General features: G+C 43.3%; 22 protein-coding genes. 18 read left to right on the top strand and 4 right to left on the bottom strand.

Annotated features, from left to right (window positions below):
• The first annotated feature begins 13 nt into the window (after positions 1-13).
• Genes BLT15_RS03810 through BLT15_RS13800 form a run of 5 tightly spaced genes read left to right on the top strand, consistent with a single transcriptional unit; the run spans position 14 to position 3830 of the window.
• Complete coding sequence (locus BLT15_RS03810) at positions 14-949, top strand: glycerophosphodiester phosphodiesterase family protein (RefSeq protein ID WP_089758843.1); 936 nt, start codon at positions 14-16, stop codon at positions 947-949.
• 38 nt (positions 950-987) lie between these two features.
• Positions 988-1668: a DUF4652 domain-containing protein gene (locus tag BLT15_RS03805; protein ID WP_089758841.1), complete on the top strand. Its 681-nt coding sequence runs from the start codon at positions 988-990 to the stop codon at positions 1666-1668.
• A 54-nt stretch (positions 1669-1722) separates the two neighbouring features.
• Entirely contained in the window at positions 1723-1911 is a 189-nt protein-coding gene (locus tag BLT15_RS03800) for a hypothetical protein (RefSeq protein ID WP_089758839.1), read from the top strand.
• A gap of 51 nt (positions 1912-1962) precedes the next feature.
• Positions 1963-3462: a xylulokinase gene (gene xylB / locus BLT15_RS03795; protein WP_089758837.1), complete on the top strand. Its 1500-nt coding sequence runs from the start codon at positions 1963-1965 to the stop codon at positions 3460-3462.
• 14 nt (positions 3463-3476) lie between these two features.
• Positions 3477-3830 (top strand): IclR family transcriptional regulator domain-containing protein, encoded by a 354-nt coding sequence (locus BLT15_RS13800; RefSeq protein ID WP_089758835.1) that lies wholly within the window; start codon positions 3477-3479, stop codon positions 3828-3830.
• Between the two features lie 44 nt (positions 3831-3874).
• On the opposite strand, the gene BLT15_RS03785 is transcribed toward BLT15_RS13800, so the two are convergent.
• From BLT15_RS03785 to BLT15_RS13745, 3 genes are all read right to left on the bottom strand, one after another.
• Positions 3875-5110 carry an IS110 family RNA-guided transposase gene (locus BLT15_RS03785; protein ID WP_089758834.1) on the bottom strand — a complete coding sequence of 412 codons (1236 nt, stop codon included), beginning with the start codon at positions 5108-5110 and terminating at the stop codon, positions 3875-3877.
• Between the two features lie 465 nt (positions 5111-5575).
• Positions 5576-7000: a sodium:solute symporter family protein gene (locus tag BLT15_RS03780; RefSeq protein WP_089758831.1), complete on the bottom strand. Its 1425-nt coding sequence runs from the start codon at positions 6998-7000 to the stop codon at positions 5576-5578.
• 265 nt (positions 7001-7265) lie between these two features.
• Complete coding sequence (locus tag BLT15_RS13745) at positions 7266-7619, bottom strand: CC/Se motif family (seleno)protein (protein WP_264175334.1); 354 nt, start codon at positions 7617-7619, stop codon at positions 7266-7268.
• A gap of 356 nt (positions 7620-7975) precedes the next feature.
• Between BLT15_RS13745 and BLT15_RS03770 the strand changes: the two genes are divergently transcribed.
• From BLT15_RS03770 to BLT15_RS03750, 5 genes are read left to right on the top strand one after another with little or no spacing between them, the layout of a single operon-like run.
• The gene (locus tag BLT15_RS03770) at positions 7976-8896 is read left to right on the top strand and encodes a diacylglycerol/lipid kinase family protein (protein ID WP_089758827.1); all 921 of its coding nucleotides are present in this window, start codon (positions 7976-7978) and stop codon (positions 8894-8896) included.
• A gap of 6 nt (positions 8897-8902) precedes the next feature.
• Complete coding sequence (gene nikR, locus BLT15_RS03765; protein ID WP_089758825.1) at positions 8903-9325, top strand: nickel-responsive transcriptional regulator NikR; 423 nt, start codon at positions 8903-8905, stop codon at positions 9323-9325.
• Positions 9326-9357: 32 nt separating this feature from the next.
• The gene (locus BLT15_RS03760) at positions 9358-9921 is read left to right on the top strand and encodes a biotin transporter BioY (protein ID WP_089758823.1); all 564 of its coding nucleotides are present in this window, start codon (positions 9358-9360) and stop codon (positions 9919-9921) included.
• A gap of 25 nt (positions 9922-9946) precedes the next feature.
• The gene (locus BLT15_RS03755; RefSeq protein ID WP_089758821.1) at positions 9947-10948 is read left to right on the top strand and encodes a TIGR00341 family protein; all 1002 of its coding nucleotides are present in this window, start codon (positions 9947-9949) and stop codon (positions 10946-10948) included.
• Positions 10949-11002: 54 nt separating this feature from the next.
• A complete protein-coding gene (locus BLT15_RS03750) occupies positions 11003-11680 on the top strand; it encodes a 5'-nucleotidase C-terminal domain-containing protein (RefSeq protein WP_159429802.1) in 678 nt (225 codons plus the stop codon).
• Here BLT15_RS03750 and BLT15_RS03745 read toward each other — a convergent pair.
• Positions 11673-12125, bottom strand: a complete 453-nt coding sequence (locus BLT15_RS03745) for a hypothetical protein (RefSeq protein WP_089758816.1) — start codon at positions 12123-12125, stop codon at positions 11673-11675. The two genes, BLT15_RS03750 and BLT15_RS03745, sit on opposite strands and share 8 nt — an antisense overlap.
• Positions 12126-12351: 226 nt before the next feature.
• On the opposite strand from BLT15_RS03745, the gene BLT15_RS03740 reads away from it, so the two are divergent.
• From BLT15_RS03740 to fdhF, 8 genes are all read left to right on the top strand, one after another.
• A complete protein-coding gene (locus tag BLT15_RS03740) occupies positions 12352-12573 on the top strand; it encodes a hypothetical protein (RefSeq protein ID WP_089758812.1) in 222 nt (73 codons plus the stop codon).
• Between the two features lie 157 nt (positions 12574-12730).
• Positions 12731-12904 (top strand): ferredoxin family protein, encoded by a 174-nt coding sequence (locus tag BLT15_RS03735; RefSeq protein ID WP_089758810.1) that lies wholly within the window; start codon positions 12731-12733, stop codon positions 12902-12904.
• A 103-nt stretch (positions 12905-13007) separates the two neighbouring features.
• Entirely contained in the window at positions 13008-13937 is a 930-nt protein-coding gene (sppA, locus tag BLT15_RS03730) for a signal peptide peptidase SppA (RefSeq protein WP_089758808.1), read from the top strand.
• Between the two features lie 36 nt (positions 13938-13973).
• On the top strand, positions 13974-14531 hold the full coding sequence (locus BLT15_RS03725) for a YIP1 family protein (RefSeq protein ID WP_089758806.1): 558 nt from the start codon (positions 13974-13976) through the stop codon (positions 14529-14531).
• A gap of 33 nt (positions 14532-14564) precedes the next feature.
• Positions 14565-15185, top strand: coding sequence for a DNA-3-methyladenine glycosylase (locus BLT15_RS03720; RefSeq protein WP_089758804.1), 621 nt, complete (start codon positions 14565-14567; stop codon positions 15183-15185).
• Positions 15186-15514: 329 nt separating this feature from the next.
• Positions 15515-16150: a hypothetical protein gene (locus tag BLT15_RS03715; protein ID WP_089758802.1), complete on the top strand. Its 636-nt coding sequence runs from the start codon at positions 15515-15517 to the stop codon at positions 16148-16150.
• Positions 16151-16219: 69 nt separating this feature from the next.
• Positions 16220-17080: a zinc dependent phospholipase C family protein gene (locus tag BLT15_RS03710; RefSeq protein WP_159429801.1), complete on the top strand. Its 861-nt coding sequence runs from the start codon at positions 16220-16222 to the stop codon at positions 17078-17080.
• Between the two features lie 441 nt (positions 17081-17521).
• Positions 17522-20902 (top strand): formate dehydrogenase subunit alpha, encoded by a 3381-nt coding sequence (gene fdhF, locus BLT15_RS03705; protein WP_089758798.1) that lies wholly within the window; start codon positions 17522-17524, stop codon positions 20900-20902.
• Positions 20903-20905: the final 3 nt, after the last annotated feature.

The following is a 20905-nucleotide window of genomic DNA, read 5'->3' as shown; positions in this document are numbered from 1 at the left end:
CTGGATTGAAGTTATGGCTGTTTTAATATATTTCTTTACAGCCCTGGCTGCAGTTTATCTCTGCCTTTTGGCAGTTTCTGAATACCGGATAGTAGGCAGTATATTTGGAGAAGGAACCGGCAAAACTAAAACAAATAATTCGGAAGCTGATTCCGGCGCCGAAAATTCATTGATCACCCAAAATGAAGAAAACCCTTTAGTTATAGCCCATCGAGGAGGAGCCGGTCTTAAGCCCGAGAACACCATGACAGCCTTTCAAAATGCGGCCCGATTGGGTGTGGATATAATCGAACTGGATGTAAGATTATCAGCCGACGAAGAGCTGGTTGTGCATCACGATGCCAGAATAGACAGAACTTCTGATGGCAGCGGCCGGATTGAAGATATGAAACTGGATGATTTAAGAGAGTTTGATTTTAGCTATGATTTTGAGAGAGAAACGCCTCAGCAGATTCCTCTGCTTTCAGATGTGCTGGAAGAATTTCCTGACACTATTTTGATCGTGGAGATCAAGGATAAAGAAGAGACAGGAAAAAGAGCAGCCGAGGTTCTGGCAGACCTGGTTAACTCCTCTGAAGCCGGGGAGAGAGTCATAGCCGGGAGCTTTCAGGATGAGGTGCTGACTCATTATCACAGGGTTCTATCAGATCGGGTCCATCGCTCGGCAGCCAGGGTTGAGTTTGCTGTATTTTTTATTCTGACCCTGTTAAAACTCGAAGGTCTTTTCTGGCGTGACTTTTCAGCGGTGCAGATTCCCACCAATTTTAAGGGCATCGATCTCAGAAGAAAAACATTTATCGAGAGGGCCAACAGATATGGCGCCGCCGTTCATTACTGGACTGTGAATGACCCTGGAGAAATGATGCATCTGAAAAAGCTGAAAGCAGATGGAATTATCACCGACAGGCCTGATATATTGCTCGATATATACGAGAAAGAAATAGATTAAGCAGTCAAATAAATACAGGAATATTAGGATGATATCTTATGCCTAAAAAGTATAAATTGTTTCTCTTTGTGGTTGTTATTTCAATAGCTTTTGCTGCGGGAGTTTTCTTATCCTATCAATTTCAGCTTTTGATGAGGACTGAAGAGGCAGAACCTGAACCACAGATTGAAAGAGAGGTGGAACCTGAAAGGATTACCACAGAAAAGATTGAATATGACAGCGAAAATGGCATGGAATATTTAAAGATAGATACTGAGGACAGAGAGAGAACTTTATCGGAAGATCAGCCCTCTGAACCCCTTATTTCACCGCAGGAAGATAAGCTTGCCTATATTGCACCGACTGAATGGGAGAGGATAGGGTCTATCTACCTGTACGATTATGAAAATGATGAGATAAGAGAACTGGTCAGGGGAGAAGACCTCCCTGAGCAGTACACCCCTAAAAAGATCTGGTGGCTGGATGAAAAACACCTGCTTTTCATAGGAGGATTTGGTTACGGTACAGTCTCTGTAGGGGGGACACTTTATGCCCTCGATATCGAAAAGGGAGATATAACTGAAGTATATCCTGAAGGAGAAAGAAGCGAGGTAAAAGACATCAGTATTGGAGATCAGGAAGTGGAGGTTAAGCTGGCTGTCTTTGATGAGGATTTTGTAAACTATGAGGTCGAAACCGATCAAATTTCTCTGGAGAGTATTTACGAGGGACTGGACTGAGTAATACTGACCGGGAAAGCCTGCGGTGAGATATGAGGGGAGGTGGATTTTCTGATGGCTCCAATAATTTATTATGCGGCGGGAACCGTTTTTGTGTTTTTTGGCCTGGTATTTTTATCTCTGGGAAGCATTCTCAGCGGAGGTCTTTCATTTTTGATCGGAATATATATTGTTAACAGCGGAGTGAGAGTTAGCCGAAAAAACCAGAGAAAATTAGAAGAGAGGGAAAAACTGGATAAGTAATTCTGAAGATGAAAGCTAAAACTGCAAAATTTTAGTCCGGAGGGTTGGTAAATGAATTATTTGCTGGGTTTAGATATCGGTACAAGCAGCGTAAAAGGAGTTCTGGTGAATGAAAAAGCAGAGCTGGTGCTTACTGGCTCCAGTGAACAGGATTTGAGTAATCCCAGACCTGGCTGGGCGGAACAGGACCCTGAAATTTGGTGGGAGTCCACAGTTGAAGTTATTAAAAATATTTTAAATCAGATGGAGATTAGCTCTGAAAATATTGCAGGCATAAGTCTTTCCGGACAGATGCACAGTGCTGTATTTCTGGATAGAGATATGAAGGTGATCAGACCTGCAATTCTCTGGAGTGACACCAGAACTTCGAGCCAGTGTCAGGAGATTTATGAGAGGGTGGGAGGGCTTGAAAATTTGTTGGAGAATGTAGGTAATCCCGCTCTGGAAGGTTTTACGGCCCCTAAAATATTATGGCTCAAGCAAAATGAACCGGAAAATTATCGCAGGACAGATTGTCTTCTGCTGCCGAAGGATTACCTTCGATTTCGTCTAACTGGCGAGGCAGCCATGGAATATTCCGATGCAGCGGGCACGCTGCTGCTCGACATCGAGAGCAAAGAATGGTCGCATCAAATACTGGAAAAACTGGAGATAACACCTGAAATTATGCCGCCGCTGATGTCTTCTATCGATGTTGGTGGTGAAATCAGGCCAGAGGTCGCTGATAAATTGGGGCTGGCAGAAGGGACACCTGTGATAGCCGGTGGCGCGGATAACGCCTGTGGCGCAGTGGGAAGCGGTATAATTAAAACAGGGCGCTCGATGGTCAGTATAGGTTCTTCCGGAGTGGTGCTGGCGCATACAGATGAGCCGGAACCGGATGAAGAGGGAAGAATTCACCTTTTCAATCATGCTCGTCCAAATAGCTGGTATATGATGGGAGTTATGCTTTCAGCCGGTATGTCCATGAGCTGGATTAAGGAGAGCATGTATGATGAGGAATATAATTATGATGAGATCAACAGAATGGCTTCGGAAGTCGAGCCCGGCAGCGAGGGGCTTATATTTCTCCCCTATCTTTATGGCGAGAGGACCCCTCACGCAGATGCCGATGCCAGGGGTGTATTTTTTGGCCTCTCTGCCCGCCATGATCAGAGTCATTTTTTCCGCAGCGTGATGGAAGGTGTATGTTTTGGGATTAGAGATTCGCTCGAACTCATCAAAGCCAGGGACATTGAACTGGAAGAAGTGAGGGTTATCGGGGGAGGAGCCAGAAGTAAAGTCTGGCAGCAGATACTGGCCGATGTTCTGAATGAAGAAATAAGCCTGATTAATGTGGAGGAAGGTCCTGCTTTCGGAGCAGCTTTGATTGCAGGAGTGGGTACAGAAGTCTTTGCCGATTTTGAAGAGGCCTGTTCTAAAGCTTTAAGTGTGGTTGATAGGGTAAAGCCTGATCCGGAAGCGGTCAAAAAATATGAAAAGTATTATTCGCTGTATAAATCTCTGTATCCATCTCTGAAGGATAGATTTGCTGATTTGAGTGAGATATAAAAATTATATATATTATGAACGGACGCGAAAAATCGGATCTGGAAATAAGATGTGTGGCCGGCCCTATCTTCGATCATAAAGGAGAAATAATGGCTGCCTTCGGTGTTTCGGGACCGGCCAGCAGAATGACGGATGATAAAACAGAAAATATTTATAGATCTTCTTGTCTTCAGTTGGCTAATGGGTGTGTAAAAACCTCATTTAGTTGTACTGTAAGATATAAAGCTGCGTTCACAATGAAATTTTCCCCCGATCTTATGCTATATCTATCAAACTCCCTATGTCAAGTTAAGCTTTCAAAATATGCTTTTATACTTTCAGCAAGGCAGCAAATCAGGCATACTACACCCTCGGCAATGAAATATTGAGTTTTTCAGCCTTAATTACTGCGCAGATTGAGGGGTAAAATTTTTCAGCCTGACCGCTTTAGAACCTGATAATCCGGGATCTCTGGTGGCTGATATACCGATCTATCTCTCATCATGGCATAAATTATATCCACCAGGCGTCTTTGCAGACATCTAATAGCGTTTTTTCTGGTCTTACCCTCTGCCAGCTTTTTTTGATAATAGCTGTAGGCTACATCACTTTTCACCTTGCCATTGCGATAAGAACCTATCTGCTGTAGGGCCAGCATATAAAATGCGCTATTTAAATCTCTGCACCCGTATTTTAGATGCGTATGAGCTTTAGAACTGCCAGAGCTTCGCTCTACGGGTGCCAGGCCGGCATAGCGGGCTAATTTATCTCCTGAGCCAAAGCGGTCAATGTTTCTGATATAGGAAATAAACTTAGCCGCTAATTTGTAATCCATACCTGGCATAGTGGTAAGTTCGTATTCGCTTTTTTGTACCGCAGCTTCCAGTTTATTGTTTATGCTCTCAAGATGTTGACGAAGCTGTTTGAGCTCCTTTATTAACATGAGAATAATGGAATTTCGTGCACAAGCATCTTCTCTCATGTTCTTATCCTTATCGACTAAGGAGAGTATTGTTTTGGCTTTATCATTGGGAATGCTTTTAGCCTGTTCTTTCAGAAATTTGTGCAGTCTGGTCTCCCCATAATTTTTCAGTTCGGAGGGATGGGTATATTTCTCCCAGAAGGCAAGGGCGGTCTTGCCAAAGGAATCGCTGAAAAACTTTTTGTATTCGGGATAATTTTGATGAATTAATTTATGCAGTCTGTTTTTGATCTGGATTTTGCGCTGTACTAAATTCTCTCGCTGGTTATTTAGTGTTCTGATGGCTTCAAATGTTTCATCCTCTTCTACCTGGGGGAGTTCTTCCCAGTCGGAAATTAGCGCATCGGCAATGGCTTTAGCGTCGATGTCATCGGATTTATCGGGATCAGGGGAATGCTTTCTTTCGCGCCTGGTTATGGCAGGGTTAACTTCTTTAACCAAAAACCCTTTGCGCACCAGCCACTGGGCGAGATTTCTCCCCAGGCCCTGAGTATCTTCCAGGCCGAATACCAAAGTTTCGCCATTTGGGCTTGCATCTTCCAGCTCAGCTATAAACTCATCAAAATTAGCCGGATTATTGGAAATAGTAATACTCTTTAGCTCCTGGTGAAAGAAATTGACAGCAGAAGCTGTATGTTCTTCTTTGTGAGTGTCCACCCCGACGAAAAGATAATCCTGAAAATCCATCAAAATCAACTCCTTGTAAGCTGGTTATGAGAGTTATATTAACATCATCAGGCGAACGTTATTGTGATAGTGTTTAAAACCGCAACTCCCTATTTTTCGCCTCTGATGATGTATATAGGCAGGTGGGCGGCAGTTTGATAAAAAGCGTTACTCTGACAGAGCCAGAGCCGCAACTGAAGACCTTGCCTAACCCACCTGTTCAAACCAGATTTAAAATACAAAACGGGATGGAGCTCACAGTTTAATAGCGTTACCCTCATAAGAGGGCCGCAGTGCGCTCCATCCCGCAGGTTTATTGTATCAAAGTACGGGGCGGAGCACAACTCTGGAAATTCTGGGGTGGGGGTACCCCCACCCCAGCCCTGCAATCTTAAAATATCACAATAACTGATAACAAGAAGATTCATATTTATAGATACCGTACTGGATTAAAGCATATTGATTTCACGGGCTCATTTTAAAATTTCAAACCACTTCCTCGGGAAGTTCAGCCGGCGGTTCTGTCAAAAGAGAACCGACAACGTAAAGAACCAGAGAGACCAGAGCCCCGGCTACTATCACCGGCACCCCTCCAAAATCTATCCAGCCCAGCTCTCCTGCTACCCCGGCAGTAGAGCCGGCCACTATCCCCAGGATGGCTCCTGTGGCGTTTCCTCGTTTCCAGTAAAGCCCCAGCACTACCGGAATAAAAACTCCGGCTGAATAGAGCGTATAGGACATGAGGAGCAGGCCGATGATGGCTTCGAAGGTCAAAGCCATAAAGAGAGCCAGCAGTCCGAGTATCACCGTCCAGAGCCGGGAGATGAACAGCATCTTTTTGGAATTCTCTTCGATGTCCTGATTGATCAGTTCAGCGTAGATGTCATGGGTTATATGTGATGTTCCCGCCACCAGCAGCGAATCCGCCGTGGACATAATTGCTCCAATTATAGCGGCAACTATAAGCGTGCCTATACCCAGCGGCAGTACTTCGGTTATTAACATGGGCACAGCTTCCGCTGCAGCAATTTCATCCCCAAAGATCGATCGCGAAGCCATGCCAGTCAGGGTCGGAAAAATAGCAAAGGCACTGAGAATAACACCTGAAAGTATGGCCGCCCAGAAGGAGGTGTTCTCATCTTTAGCAGCAAAAAGCCGCTGATAAAAATCCTGGCCGATCAGCGTGTACATAATGGTAGGGACGATAGCAGCCAAAACCATGGCAGCTCCCGCACCCAGCGGGTGAAAATAGGCATCGGCTGTCATGCCCAGTTCCAGAGCGGCAACTCCTTCTCTAACACCGGAAAATCCTCCTGCTTCCATGATACCGGCTATGCCTGCTGCGGGCACGCCTATGAAGATTATAACCAGCTGGAGAGCATCGGTTAAAGTAACGCCCCATAATCCGGAAGCCGCTGTGTAAACGATAAATAACAATGTGGCGATAATGGCTGCATAGGTTTCATCTATCCCCAGAATTCCCAGAGCTCCCTGGGAAGCCCAGACCTGTGAGCCGATAATGCCGATTATAGCCACAAGCGAGAGCACAGCCCCCAGAGCTCTCACCACTTTCGATTGATATCTCTTTTCCAGGTAATCGGGAACTGTGAACATCGATAATCTTCTCATCTTGCGGGCCGAGACAAAAGCCAGAAATAGAAAAGAAAGTGCCACACCTACCGCGTAAGCGATACCTGTCAGGCCGTGATCGAAACCCCATTCGCCCGTGCCCATCACAAAACCGCCGCCAAAATGGGTGGCTGTTAGAGCACCGGTGGCCAGCACAATTCCCAGTCTGCGGCCGGCCAGAAGAAAGTCGGTGGTGTCATCTATGAATCTGGTAGCGTAAATCCCGACGCCGAAAAGTATGAGAAAGTATCCGCCGATGATCGACAGCTGAAAAATATTCATTATGTACTCCCCCAGATAATTAAGATTTACTTCTCTAATAAATTAAAATAAATGACAAATAAAAAATGCCCTCTAAAAATGGCCGGGCATTTAAAAATATCCGCTGCCTTCCATTTTATCAAAAAGGAAACATTTATCAAGGAGTTTTTTCTATATGATATATATTTTCACCAAAAAATCCCGGGAATTAACCCGGGAATTTGCTGAGATTAATTAACTTTTTATTTAAGCCCGAAATCCAGTACATATACTGCCCAATCAAATGCTAAAAGTTTTTCAGCCCCCGCACGATCAAACGAGTAAGATTGCCGCTGCCTACAGCGTGAAGAGTGATTCCTTCCTCGCTGTTTTCAGCAGCTAAATTTTTACGAATGTACACATCGCAGCCCTCTTCTTCGACATGATCATACATATCTGTTATTTCTTCAGATGGTCTTTTGGCCTGCACCACAGGCGCCATAGTGACGCCGCTTCATCCGCCACCACGCTGGATAAGATCTACAGTGACTGAGTCTATACCATTCTTTTCAATAATTTCCCGGGCATTTTCCGTAAAACTGACATTTCTAGTAATTTCAATAGAGTCTTCAGCAGACTGATTTCTCCTGTTATCATTCATAATTATCTCTCCCGTTAATATTCTTTTTAATTCTTTTTAAATTAATGTTTCGATCGGGTCCCAGAAATTTCCGGGCGGAAGTTAACTATAATGGCAGGTTGAATACTTATATTTCTATTCTAAATATGCTATGCTGATGATATATTATCAAATCTTAGAGGCCTTTAAAGTATAATGCTTTACACATCTTTACAGCGGTTTTCAGCTTTCAAACCGGGAGTACAGGCAGGGAAATTCTATTTGATGCAGAAGTAAAATTAATAGTGATTTTTTAGAAACGAGATTTACAGTTTGTTTTACAGAGGATTTAAGATTGGGCAGGCTGCATTATAAATGTGGAGGTTAGACGTTAACCTATGGAAAAAAGAATTTTTTTAGCTTACAATTCTCGTTCAGGAGATGCAGGCTTTAAAGATCGACTGCACCGATTTGTGGAGGTTTTCCAGCAAAATTTTTTGCTGGAGATAAATGATATTGTGGGCATCAATTTAGAAAATCGCCTGAAACATCTCAAATCCGATAATGACACTTTTATTGCGGCTGCCGGCGGTGATGGCACCTTAAACAGTCTGGTGAATGCCATGATGCTAAATGGTTTAAACAACCCCGTAATGCTGATTCCTGTGGGTACCAGCAATGATTTTGCGACCAGGCTGAATATGCCAGAAAATTTTCTTGCTCTCAACAATTTAATCCATGAAAGAGAAAATATTAACCTTATCGATATTGGAAAAATAAATGATGGTTACTTTATTAATGTATGTGCCTGCGGTTTTCTTACCTCTGTGCCTTATGAAACCCCGGAGGACCTGAAAAATCTGGTCGGTAAAGCTGCTTATTATTTAAAAGGTGTACAAAAACTCACCGAACTCAAGCCTATTCCCCTTGAAGTTAAAACGCCTGACCAGAGCATAAAAGAGGAATTCTGTCTTTTCCTGATTTTAAACAGCGGCAGGGCGGGAGGTTTTTCTGATATTACTCCTGACAGCCTTCTGGACGACGGTCAGTTTGAGTTTTTAGGTATAAAGTACACAGGTGTTTACGAAATGTTTACTGCTCTGGTGGAGGTTTTTGTAAATAAAAACTGGAACAGCGACGAGAATATTGTCTATTTTAGAGCAGAGGAGATGAAGATACAATCCTATAACACTGAAAAAACATTTATGACCGATATAGATGGCGAAAAGGGGCCGGAATTACCTTTGAATATAGAAGTTCAGAAACAGGCTTTGCCCTTTGTTTTTGATCCGAAGAATAAGCCTATTCAGGGGAGGTAGGTTGATTTGTCAAAACTTGTCAGGTTTGGAGTTTCCATCGAAGAGGAACTGTTAGAAAAATATGATGATATCATCAGTGACAGTTATGGAAATAGATCCGAAGCAATTCGCGATATGATCCGGGACAGGATAGTGGAGGAGAAAAAAAGGAGCAGTGATGAGAAGGTCATAGGTTCTCTCACACTTCTATTCAATCACCATAAGAGGGAGCTGACAGAAAAAATGCTCAAAATACAGCATGATTATCCGGAAATTTTTAAATCCAATCTACATATGCATGTCAGCCATGATTTTTGCCTGGAGGTAATCATCATGCAGGGAAAGGCGAAAATTTTAAGGGAGGCTGCCAACCGCCTGATAGGTTTAAAAGGAGTCCAGCACGGTAAGCTAACCTTAACTTCGACTGGAGAGGACTTTGGACTTGACTAAAATTTATCATTTGAATTAATGGAGGCAGAATAATGAATGAGACCAGAGACGCAACCAAAATTAGAACTTCCAGACTGGTTCATACAGCTTTGATGGCGGCAATGACCGCGATCGGTGCTTATATAGCTATACCGCTTCCAATCAGCCCCGTGCCGGTAACCCTGCAGAACCTTTTTGTGCTGCTGGCCGGGATCCTGCTGGGGGCCAGGCTAGGTTTTATGAGTCAAATAATATATCTGGGGATTGGTCTGGCCGGTTTGCCCGTTTTTGCCGGCGGCACAGCTGGAATAGGTGTTTTATTATCTCCCACAGGTGGGTATCTTCTGGCCTTTCCGCTGGCAGCCTACGCCGCCGGAGTTATTTCGGAAAAAAGCATCCTCAAAAATCTGGCCGCCTGTGCGGCAGGAGTTTCGACCATTTATTCTTTGGGCGTGTTATTTATGATTTTATTCTGGGAATTTGAACTTTCAGGAGCTCTTTCAGCCGGGGTGGTCCCTTTTATACCAGGAGATCTTTTAAAGATGACTGCTGCAGTGGTATTGACTGCCAATCTTCCGTCGGCTCTGCTGAAAAGATTGAATGTGACTTCAGGCTGAATAACTCCGGGGAGATGATCTCTTTATGTTGAGGAAAGTGGAAATTGTTGTCCCCCTGGACAAAGAGGAAAGGCTCAAAAATATACTCGAGTCCTTTGAACTGGTCGATAAACTCCAGGTTTCCCTGTGGGAGGATAAGGCTCTTTATCTTATCACTCTTCCGGCCGAAGACAGCGGACCGCTTCTCGACGAGATAGAGCAAAATCTTGCTTCAGCTTCCGGTTTTAGACTGAACGTAATAAAAGTTGAGGCAACTCTGCCGGAAATTGAAGAGGAAGAGAGACCTGAAAAAGCTTCAGAAGACAAAGCCCGGAATTCTTCCAGCACTAAAAGTCTCAGCCGGCAGGAACTGTACACCGAAATCGATAATTCTGTCGGACTAAACCGGAACTATCTTTTGATGTGCTCTCTTTCAGCCGTAGTGGCCACCAGTGGTGTACTCCAGGGCAATGTAGCGGTAATAATCGGTGCTATGGTCATCGCTCCTCTGCTGGGGCCTAATGTCGGTCTGGCACTTGCCTCGACGCTGGGAGATATCAAGCTGGGGAAAAAATCGCTGATCACTTCTTTTGTCGGTGTTTTACTGGCTGTGCTGATTTCCAGTCTGGCCGGATTTTTGCTCCAGCCGAGCGAATGGTCCATGGAAGTGTTGAGCCGCACCAACCTGGGCTGGGGAGATGTTGCACTCGGCCTGGCTTCGGGCAGCGCCGGCAGTCTGGCCTTTACCACCGGGGCTGCCAATGCAGTGATTGGGGTCATGATAGCGGTAGCTCTTATGCCTCCTCTGGTAGTTTTTGGGCTGCTTTTGGGGGCGGGTGAATCAACTCTGGCCCTGGGCGCTTTTCTTTTATTCATTTCCAATGTAATCTGCATCAATCTGGGCGGTGTGGTGACATTTTTGTTCCAGGGCATAGCGCCTCTGGATTGGTGGGAAAAAGAAAAAGCCCGCAGATTGACCAGATACAGCCTTGCCCTCTGGCTGGGGCTGCTGTTTTTATTGCTGATAATTATATTTTTCATTTTTTAAATCAATTCTTTTAAATGGATAGGTATGGGCAAAATATCAACAAATTCACTGGAGGTGAGAAGCCTGATCCCTGAAAAAAAATATCTGCTCGTCGCACTCTGCACTCTGCTGGTTTTTGCAGCTGCAGAAGGCGGAATTAGTGCCAAGAACACAGTGATAGGGCATATTGAAACTGAACTTGAAGGCGGCGGAGATTTAATAGGTATGCGTGAAACTGCTCTAGGAAATTTTCTGGCAGATGTAATGCGGGAAAAATCCGGCGCGGAGATAGCGCTGGTCAATTCTCAGGGTTTGGAAAGGGGAATAGAAGCTGGAAATGTAACCATCGAAGATGTGCTCAAAATGCACCCCCACCGGGACAGTATCATCCAAATGGAGATGACCGGGAAAGAGATTAAATCGGTGATAGAAGATGGGCTGCGGAAATTTCCCGAACCCTGGACCGGTTTTGTGCAGGTGAGCGGGATCAAATATTCATTTTATCCGCTGGCTGAGCCTGGAGAGCGTCTGAGAGAAGTGACCTATGAGGGAGAACCTGTTGAAGAGAATAGATTATTTACGGTTGCCACCAGCAGAGAGATGGCCTCTAATTATGATTTTTATGAAGCTATGGAAGAGTCGGGAGATTACGAAGAAAAAATTTTGATAGATATTGCTGTATCGAATTATCTGCAGAATAATAGCCCTGTAAGTTACCGCAGGGAGGGTAGGATAAGAGGTACCTTCAGGTGAATTTTTTTTCGATCAAATCGATCCGGAAACCTGTATGGAGATTGCTTGAATTTAATTTAACAACCTCTGCTCTGCCCTCATCATCCGGCCAATAATCAATTTTAACTCCGGCAAATTCTTTTTCTGACATATCTCTCATATAAGGTGTCAGCTCGCTGCGCAGCAATTCACCATCCAGATGCTGGCCCAAAAATTTAGGTTTTATATAAATATTATTTTTGATGGAGAAGCCGGTGAAGATATCGTTTTCATCATCTATGATGTGAGCTACAAAGAGGCCGGAATTTTTTAACCGGGCATAGGGACTATCTTTATCCGGATTTTGTTCGATTATAAACCACTCCCGACGTTTTTTCATGCGCAGCTGTTTTTTTGAGGTGAAATCCGGATTTTCCATAAAAATGTTAAAAGTGTTTTTTATCTCTTCCAGTTTTTCCGCCAGCAAGATTTCCACCTCCTCCCTGATATTTTATCAGATAAAACGTTAATTCTAAACTATATAGAAAAAACTTTTTATTTTCCCTGGATGGAGGGAGGAATTCCCGATTTGAGAGTGAATATAATTATATAGATTGGTGGTTTGGCTCCCTTAAAACACTCCCTTTACCCAGGATGAATAATAAGGGAGCCTTTTTATTGTTTTGTATTTTAGTAGAGGGGTGGAGAAAACTGTGAGTATTTTTTCTACCGAAATCAAGGAAAGATTTATAGTTTTGAAAGATAACGGTTATAGCCTGGATGAAATCTCGCAGCTGTTAAATGTGAGCATGGATAAGATCGAGAGGTGGAACTCTGCCCTGATTCAGGAGCCCGAGTTTGATCTGGTAGAGGAGCTGGAAAGGGAAAGAATTAGAGGGATATATCGGGGACAGAGCGGGAGAGAAGAGAAATAAATTGTATTTTTATGAATATTTTAATTACTGGCAATTATTTCGCTTGAGCAGGAAAACACTTTTTGATAAAGAATAAATGAAAGTGACAAATTAAATAAATATTTTTGTGGTTTCTTATACCGGGTGACTTTAAATATTCTAGGAGGTGATTTAACCAGTGGCTTTTGCAATTGATGCAGATGAATGTACTGTCTGTGGTATCTGTGCGGATGAATGTCCCGTAGATGCTATATCTGAAGAGGATGATTATTACGAAATCGATGATGCTCTCTGTACTGATTGTGGTATCTGTGCAGAGGAGTGTCCTGTAGACGCTATCAGTCAGGTCTAACAGGGCTGAGATACGGGAAAATCCAGTTAATCATCATGAATCAGGGCCGGGGCTTTTTGGCCCCGGTTCTTTTTATTAAAATTTCAGCTGGAGGCTTGAGCCTATGAGCGCTTTTATAAAGAAAATAGTCACAATTCTGGTTGTGCTTGCAGCCGCCGGAGCTCTGGCCGGACTTTTTTATTTTTATCATCTGGAACCGGACGTCGAGGAAAACAGAGTAGCCAGGATCTCTCTGGATGGCCCCCTGCAGAGTTCTGCCGCTGGATTTACTGAAATGGTTGTTTCCCCGGGACGTGTTGAAAATGAGCTCAACAGAGCGGAACAAGCTGAGGGCGTAGAGGCTGTCGTGGTCGATCTTAACAGTCCGGGAGGTACTGTTGCCGCCTCTCAGGAAATTTATGATCTTTTTGCCGAATTTGAACTCCCTCTGGTGGTAGCCATGGGGGATATGGCTGCTTCGGGAGGTTATTACATTTCAGCAGCAGCAGACTCTATAATCGCCCAGCCCGGATCTATGACCGGTTCGATCGGGGTTATTTTTTCTATCTATGATCCCGAGGAACTACTCGATAAAATTGGAATAGAACGGGAGATCATCAAATCCGGAGAGCACAAAGACATGTTTAATCGATCTCTGGAGCCCGGAGAAAGAGAGATGCTGCAGGAGATGTCAGATACTGCTCACCGTCAATTTTTAGAAGCTATAGCTTCCGGACGTGAACTTGATATAGAAGAGGTGGAAGAACTGGCCACCGGAGAGGTTTATCTGGGGGAACAGGCTCTGGAAAAGAATCTGGTAGATGAGCTGGGCGGCAAGCAGGTGGCGTTAGAACATGCGGGTGAACTGGCCGATATTGATGACCCTGTATACTATGATATGCCCGAACCCCCAATTTATCGTAGATTGCTCGGGCTTACAGCCCATATTGGGGAACTAGTTCGTAATTTCCGTTATAGTGAAGATCTGAAAACAGTTGAGAGGGTGGAAGAAGGATTGAGTCCGGTTTTGAAATATAAAGTGCCGGGTTATTGATCGTCAATAAAGGATTAAAGAGGGAGAGTCTGGCTGATGGGTACTTCTGTAATTTTATTTGATTTGATATTTAAGCCAGGACAGGTAATGGATAAAATCGCTACTTATCGGCCTGTGATCAGGGCTATATTGATAATCATGTTTGCTTCTTATCTGTCCTTGCTCACCAATTTACTGACCTCACCTGCACCTATAAGGGGAATTTTTCTGCCGGCTCTTTTTGGATTATCCACTGCGTTTTTCAGGATCGTTCTTGTATTGATTTTCTCTCTGTTTTTATTTCTTGTTTCTAAGATTTTTAAAGGCCAGGGTAATTTTTTAGGTCTTTTATCAGCTCTGGGTTTTGTCCATGTTGTTTTTATCTTTATGCCGATTGTTGAGCTGATCGGAATTTTTCAGGGCCCTTTTGAATTCATATCTCTCTGGATGAAAACGGCGATTTATCTCTGGTTTTTATTTCTGGTAGTTCTTGCCATCCGAGAAAGTCAGGATTTTAATTCCGGCAGAGCGGTAATATCTTTTGTTCTGACATTGCTTATCATTTTGCTGCTGGGCGCTTCGATAAGTTTCTCGCTGCTTTTCATGATATTTTAATCAGATTTCATCGAGGAGGGAGCTTACGGTTGTATGCTGGACAGAGATTTTTTCAGACGCGATGCTGTCACAGTCGCCAGGGAATTGATCGGAAAGAAACTGGTAAGATATCTCGAGGGGGAGAAGCTCTCTCTGCGCATAGTTGAAACGGAGGCTTATTGCGGACCGGAGGACGAGGCCTGCCATGCCAGCGGCGGCCGCAGAACTGAGAGAACAGAACCCATGTTCTTGCAGGGAGGCCATCTTTACATTTATTTAATCTACGGCATTCATCGATGTTTGAATATCGTCGCCGCTGAAGTCGATAGTCCTCACGCAGTATTGATAAGGGCCGGTGAACCTCTGGAAGGAATTGAGCTGATGAGAGAAAATCGCACTCTTGACGACCCCAATTACCATCAGATTGCGGGGGGGGCGGGAAGAATCTGTCAGGCTTTGAGTCTGGACGAAGACTATTCGGGTCTGAATCTTTTGAAGTCCGAGGAAATTCACATTGAGTATATTGACGAAGGGGAGAGGATCTGTGATGATGATGGTGAAAATAATTTTGAAATTGTCAGCAGCAGCCGCATAAATATAGATTATGCTGGTGATACATATCGCAATAAACCCTGGCGTTTTTATCTCAAAAACAGCAGCTGCTTATCAGTTTGAATATATAAATTTTTCTTAAGCCATTATTAGCCACTATTTAAGCTGAAAAATAACATATTTGCTGAAGCAGTCAGAGGTATGGCATTTTTGAGGTAACTGTAGTATAATTATAAAAGAGCATAAAACAGGTAAAATAGGATCTTCTTGTTATCAGTTGATAGATATCGTATAAGATCACCGGGCTCAGAATGTGCCGGGCTGAGCGCGAGCTCAGGGACAAGTTTTTGCGAAGGGAGCGCAATTTTTTAACACACCTATTAACCAACAGTATACAAGAAGATCCGTAAAATTATTCGATGTTTTTTTTCGAAAGATAGAGGAGGAAAATAATGAATAATAAGGCTAAATTTTTAATAGCAATTATTTCTTTAATTCTATTATTTTCTGGTTTGTCGACCTCTGCCAGAGCAGAAGCGGAACTTATGGCTGCCTGGGATGATCATCGCTTTGAATTTTACGGTGAGATTTTTGTGCTGGAGGAGCCAGCTCTTGAAGAACTTTACTCTGAAGAGGAGCTGGAGGATTTCTCGCTGTATTTCGCCAGCAGAGAACTGGATAAAGCTGAAGAGCTGGAATATACCGCCGATGAAATGGATTTGCTCGATGATTACTCAGGAACCGAATTGAATTACGAGGAGATTCTTAACCTGGCGGATTCGTTTACTTTAATAGCTGTTAATGCTCACAGGCCTTTTGATAGCGATACATCTCATCAGCGGGCCCGGGTAGATGTCAGTGAGGTTGTTTCCATAAATGAAGGCAGGATAATCACTGATGTTACCGATCATCATATGCTTTTGAGCGAAGAACAGCTTCAGTTTAATGATTCAATTAGAATTCTGCCGGATGGCAGCGGAACGTTGGTTTATATTCTGCCTGAACTGGAAACAGAGCATGCAAATATTGAAATTAGATCTTTTCTGGAGAATGAATTTATTCGCCGAACCGTGACTGTCAAACATTAATCTTGTCCTGGAACGGAGCTGGCAGCTTCTATAAGTTCACAAATTTAAAAATTGAAAGAGGGAAGCAAATTGCCGGATTTTTGGACCCACATCATAGCCGGAGAAAATATCGTTGAAGCCAGTCAGGTTAAATATTATTCTGACCTGATCAAGCATCACAAAACTGCTTTTAATTTTGGCTGTCAGGGATCAGACCTGCTATTTTATAATCTTTCCACCCCCTGGCAGGGGCCGGTTTATGCCAAAAAAATGCATTATAATAAACTCAGACCAGCTTTCCAGGATATAGTCGATCGCGGCAGTAATGTCACCAAAGAAGCTGCCTATAGCGCTTTTCTAACAGGATATCTCACCCATTTTTTGGTTGATCGAGGACTACATGCTTTTATTCTGGCGCGATCTCCCAATTTCACCGTTCATAAGGAGATAGAAAATGAGATAGACACATTTTTACTGGCTAAATTTAAGAGGAAAAATTCCCGAGAGCTAAATCCTATATCAGCAATAGATTTCGAAGGGGATATCCCCGAACCAATAGAGGAATTTTTTGCCGAGCACATGTCAGATATTTATAATTTTCAGGAAGGGTCAGACCTGCTGCATAAATCTCTGCGGGATTTTAAGTTTCTGCAGAAGCTGCTTTACAGTCCGGGAGGAGTAAAGAGGACTCTTCTGCGGGCTTCAGGAACTTTTATACCTTACAACCTCGATTCTCTGCTTTATGAATGCGGCAGCAAACACCTCTGGCCGGAAGAGAGGATTAGATTTCTCGATTATTATAAAGATGCGGTAACTTCAGCCGGAGAAATTATGAAGCAGATATTTTTCTGCTGGAAGAAGGACAGTCAATGGAATCTGGACGATTTGACATTCACTCTGGATTTAGATCCGCCTGAAGAAAAAGAACTTGCGGAGACTATGCCGGTTTAAATTTCGAATATTATTTGCCTGCAGATTTCAAACCGGCTAAATGATATTCCAACAGGACAATTTGCCGTTCTGCCGGAAATGACCAATCAGGTTATTTATATCATAAAAAGGGAGGATATTTTATATCGGTATATAAGTTAATAATTGAGGAAGTGTTAACAATATAACATAAAAAACTCAAAAAGTAGTCAAACACAACTGAATATTTAACCTTGATAAAGTCAATAGTTTGTGATATCTTTTTAATTGAAAGTTAATGTAATCACATAATATCGTACTTTACGCATTTTTCCTTAAACTCCTCTGCTGTATTTTCAAGACGACTGTCCTGTTACGAACCAGATACTTTTCATTTTTAGGAATTTATGCAGATCTTACCTCTTGAAAACTAAAAATTTTAATCCTTCATGTTAACAAAATAACTTAGAGGGGGGATTTTCAATGGCCAATCATGATAAGGGTGCGCAGAGAGAATCAAGCAAATTAAAGCCTGAGAGACATTCAGGTTTAGACGAAGATCAGGTAATGCTGCGCACTTTTGCAGCTATGTGTATTCCCGCCATAGCTGTAATACTGGCCGTAGGACAGAGAGCATTCTTCAACATCTTAACTGCAGTAGTTGCCGCAATTGTATGTCATGCTATTATTAAAGTTTTCGAATCACAGGATCTGGCAAAGCTGGGAGAGACAACATATAAGACATTTTATTCACCCCTGGTTGCTGGCATGATAGTCGGTCTTTGCATGGTAGAGCTTTCGCCATATTATATAACAGCCATCGTTTCGGCTGTTACCATGGTGGTTTTCAAATGGGGACAGGAAAAATATTTTGGGCGAAAGATTATCAATCCAGCAGCTGGCGCAAAAGCGCTGGTTCTGCTGTTAATCACCCTCATGTGGTTTATCCCCGACAATCTGGCAGCAGGACAGCTATTTTATCCCGAACATCTCGAATACAACCTGCTGTCCGGAGAAGGTTTTGTGGCAGCCATGGAATTCGGTGAGGCCATGGGCTTTTATGGCACAGAACATCTATCTATTGCTGAAAGCTTCTTCCTCTGGAACCGACATGGATGGATGGGGGGAGCTTCACCGCTTTTAACCGTTCTTTCCGGAATACTTTTGGCCATCTGGATCAAATTGAAGTGGAAGCTTACTCTCAGTTATATGGGCAGCATGATTGTGCTGGCCGTTTTGCTGGGAGCAGCAACCGGTAGTCCTATAATTCTCAGAATAGCTTTTCATGCCTTCACCGGCAGCGTGATATTTCTCGCCTTTTACATGGCTACAGAGCCCCAAACAACCCCGGCAACCGATATGGGGCAATATGTTTTTGGGGGGCTGCTGGCAGTTTTAACAATGGTGGGGCATTTGATAGGATTTTATGGAAGTTCTTTTGTGGCCCTTGCAATCTTGAACCCCTATTCTCCTTATATCGATAGAATAGGACTTAAAATACCATTTGGCAAAAAGGAAAGAATGTTTTCACCGGCCGAATTTTCTATGGCAAAGGTAGATACTTCGTCTCCTGTTATGGATTATGATGAATCAAAATGTATCATGTGTCAGAGATGTGTTAAAGCCTGTGATGAAATACAGGAGAAAGGAATTTTAGGTCTCGGTGATCGAGGAGAAAACATATTCACCACAGCTGGCCTGGGAGAAAGAGGGTTTTCCGAATGTGATGGTGACGGTCAATGCTTTGAGTTATGTCCTACGGGGGCTTTAACTCCCAAACAGGAAGGCCATGAGATAAGAAAATGGGAAGCTGACACCGCAGCGAGAACTACCTGCACCAATTGTGGTACAGGCTGTCAGCTAAAAGCTTACTTAAAAGATAATGAATTAGTAAGAGTCGAATCAGTAGATGCTTCGCCCAATGAAGGGGCGCTCTGTATCAAAGGGCGTTTTGGTCATACTTATGTAAACTCTGATGATAGATTGACCCAGGCCCTTGTGAGAAAAGAGGGCAATTTAGTTCCCGTATCCTGGAAAGAAGCATTGAGAGAAATAAGCAATAAATTTACAGAGATAAAAGAAGAACATGGTTCTGAAGCTATAGGTGGAATTGCTTCTGCGGTGAGCACAAATGAAGAAAATTACCTATTCCAGAAGTTTATGCGGGTTTGTCTGGGCACGAATAATATCGATCAATCCAACCGCCTATGTCAGACCTCTTCTATGATCGCGCTGGAAAAAGCTTTTGGCTGTGGAGCCATGACAAATTCTGTAGAAGAATTAACTGAGGCTGACTGCATTTTTGTTGCCGGTTCCAATACAACTGCAGCCCATCCGGTAATAGCGCGATATATTAAAGAAGCTGTAAGAGAAAATGGAGCTGAACTGATTGTTCTCGATCCCCGAGAAATTGAGCTCGTGCGCTGGGCTGACCACTGGCTCCGACCGGATATTGGCACTGACACAGCCAGCATTAACGGGCTTATGAATGTAATTTTAGATAATGACTGGCAGGATGATAAGTTCATAGAAGCTAGAACTGAAGGTTTTGCTGAGCTAAAAGAATCACTGAGCGATTATGATCCTGATAGAGTCGAGGAGATGACGGGAATACCAGCTGATGAGCTGAAAAAAGCAGCGGAATCATTCGCAAAAGCCGAAAGAGGTTCGATAGTTTTTGCCTCTGGTATTACCCAGCACACTTCTGGCACAAAAAATGTTCTCTCACTGGCCAATCTGGCCATGATGACTGGTAATATCGGCAGAGAAGGCACCGGTTTAAATCCCCTGCAGGGTCAAAATAATGCTCAGGGAGCTTCTGATATGGGAGCACTTCCCGACAGATTAACAGGTTATCAGTCAATTGATGATCCCAAAGATGTATGTAAATTCGTTAATAACTGGAATAAAGAAATTCCTACTGAGCCGGGACTTACCAAAATTGAAATGATAAGATCGGCGGCTGCTGATGAGTTAAAAGGTATGTTCATCATGGGAGATAATACCGTTATGTCAGATCCGAATATGATGCAGACCGAAATGGCTCTGGATAATCTGGAGTTTCTGGTTGTTGCTGATCCCTTCCTGACAGAGACTGCTGCCAAAGCTGATGTGGTTTTACCCGCAGCGACTTTCCTCGAAAAAGAGGGCACGTTCACAAACACCGAACGAAGAATTCAAAAAGTAAATAAGATAAGAGAAGCACCAGGTAAGACCAGATCTGACTGGGAGATAATTTCTGCTCTTGCTCAAAAGATGGGATATAAGTTTAAATACTCCCGCCCTGAAGAGATAATGAAAGAAATAGCAGATTTAACCCCAATATATAATGGCATAACCTATGATGACATCGAAGAGGAAGGCATACAGTGGCCGGTTCAGGATGATAAATCTGGAACCCCCATTTTACATCAGGAAGAATTCATGAGGGGTAAAGGCGTATTCCATGCAGTAGAATATGAACAGTATGAAGAACAGCCGGATGAAGAATATCCTCTCCGTCTTTCCACAGGACGTACGCTTTACCAGGTACGTACTGGTGCGATGAGCAGACGTTCTGATGTACTTTCTGCCAAGCTTGATCAGCCTTATGTAGAAGTGAATCCTGAAGATGGTGAAAAGTATGATTTAAGTGACGGTGAGGAAGTTAAAGTCAGCACGAAACTTGGGCAAATACAGACTGAAGCCAGAATCACTGAAAAAGTGCCCGCTGGTACGATATTTGTTCCGATACACTTTACAGAATCTCCAGCAAATCAGCTGACAGATGATACGTTTGATGAAGATTCGGGAACTCCTGGAATCAAACAGGCATCCTGCAGAATAGAAAAAGTTTCTGCCGAAGAGAAGATCCTCTCCCAATAAAAT

The sequence above is a fragment of the Halarsenatibacter silvermanii genome (genome assembly GCF_900103135.1).
Taxonomy (GTDB): Bacteria; Bacillota; Halanaerobiia; order Halanaerobiales; family Halarsenatibacteraceae; genus Halarsenatibacter; species Halarsenatibacter silvermanii.
Note: the sequence above shows the minus strand (reverse complement) of the source record. Positions and strands in the feature narration are given on the sequence as shown.

Bases quoted from the DNA above. Each gene is read 5' to 3' on its own strand.
- BLT15_RS03785 (WP_089758834.1), bottom strand. From the start codon at position 5,110: ATGGATTTTCAGGATTATCTTTTCGTCGGGGTGGACACTCACAAAGAA.
- sppA (WP_089758808.1), top strand. From the start codon at position 13,008: ATGAGCGCTTTTATAAAGAAAATAGTCACAATTCTGGTTGTGCTTGCA.
- fdhF (WP_089758798.1), top strand. From the start codon at position 17,522: ATGGCCAATCATGATAAGGGTGCGCAGAGAGAATCAAGCAAATTAAAG.
- BLT15_RS13800 (WP_089758835.1), top strand. From the start codon at position 3,477: ATGAACGGACGCGAAAAATCGGATCTGGAAATAAGATGTGTGGCCGGC.
- xylB (WP_089758837.1), top strand. From the start codon at position 1,963: ATGAATTATTTGCTGGGTTTAGATATCGGTACAAGCAGCGTAAAAGGA.
- BLT15_RS03755 (WP_089758821.1), top strand. From the start codon at position 9,947: ATGTTGAGGAAAGTGGAAATTGTTGTCCCCCTGGACAAAGAGGAAAGG.
- BLT15_RS03715 (WP_089758802.1), top strand. From the start codon at position 15,515: ATGAATAATAAGGCTAAATTTTTAATAGCAATTATTTCTTTAATTCTA.
- BLT15_RS03720 (WP_089758804.1), top strand. From the start codon at position 14,565: ATGCTGGACAGAGATTTTTTCAGACGCGATGCTGTCACAGTCGCCAGG.
- BLT15_RS03810 (WP_089758843.1), top strand. From the start codon at position 14: ATGGCTGTTTTAATATATTTCTTTACAGCCCTGGCTGCAGTTTATCTC.
- BLT15_RS03770 (WP_089758827.1), top strand. From the start codon at position 7,976: ATGGAAAAAAGAATTTTTTTAGCTTACAATTCTCGTTCAGGAGATGCA.
- BLT15_RS03725 (WP_089758806.1), top strand. From the start codon at position 13,974: ATGGGTACTTCTGTAATTTTATTTGATTTGATATTTAAGCCAGGACAG.
- BLT15_RS03800 (WP_089758839.1), top strand. From the start codon at position 1,723: ATGGCTCCAATAATTTATTATGCGGCGGGAACCGTTTTTGTGTTTTTT.
- BLT15_RS03805 (WP_089758841.1), top strand. From the start codon at position 988: ATGCCTAAAAAGTATAAATTGTTTCTCTTTGTGGTTGTTATTTCAATA.
- BLT15_RS03780 (WP_089758831.1), bottom strand. From the start codon at position 7,000: ATGAATATTTTTCAGCTGTCGATCATCGGCGGATACTTTCTCATACTT.
- BLT15_RS03760 (WP_089758823.1), top strand. From the start codon at position 9,358: ATGAATGAGACCAGAGACGCAACCAAAATTAGAACTTCCAGACTGGTT.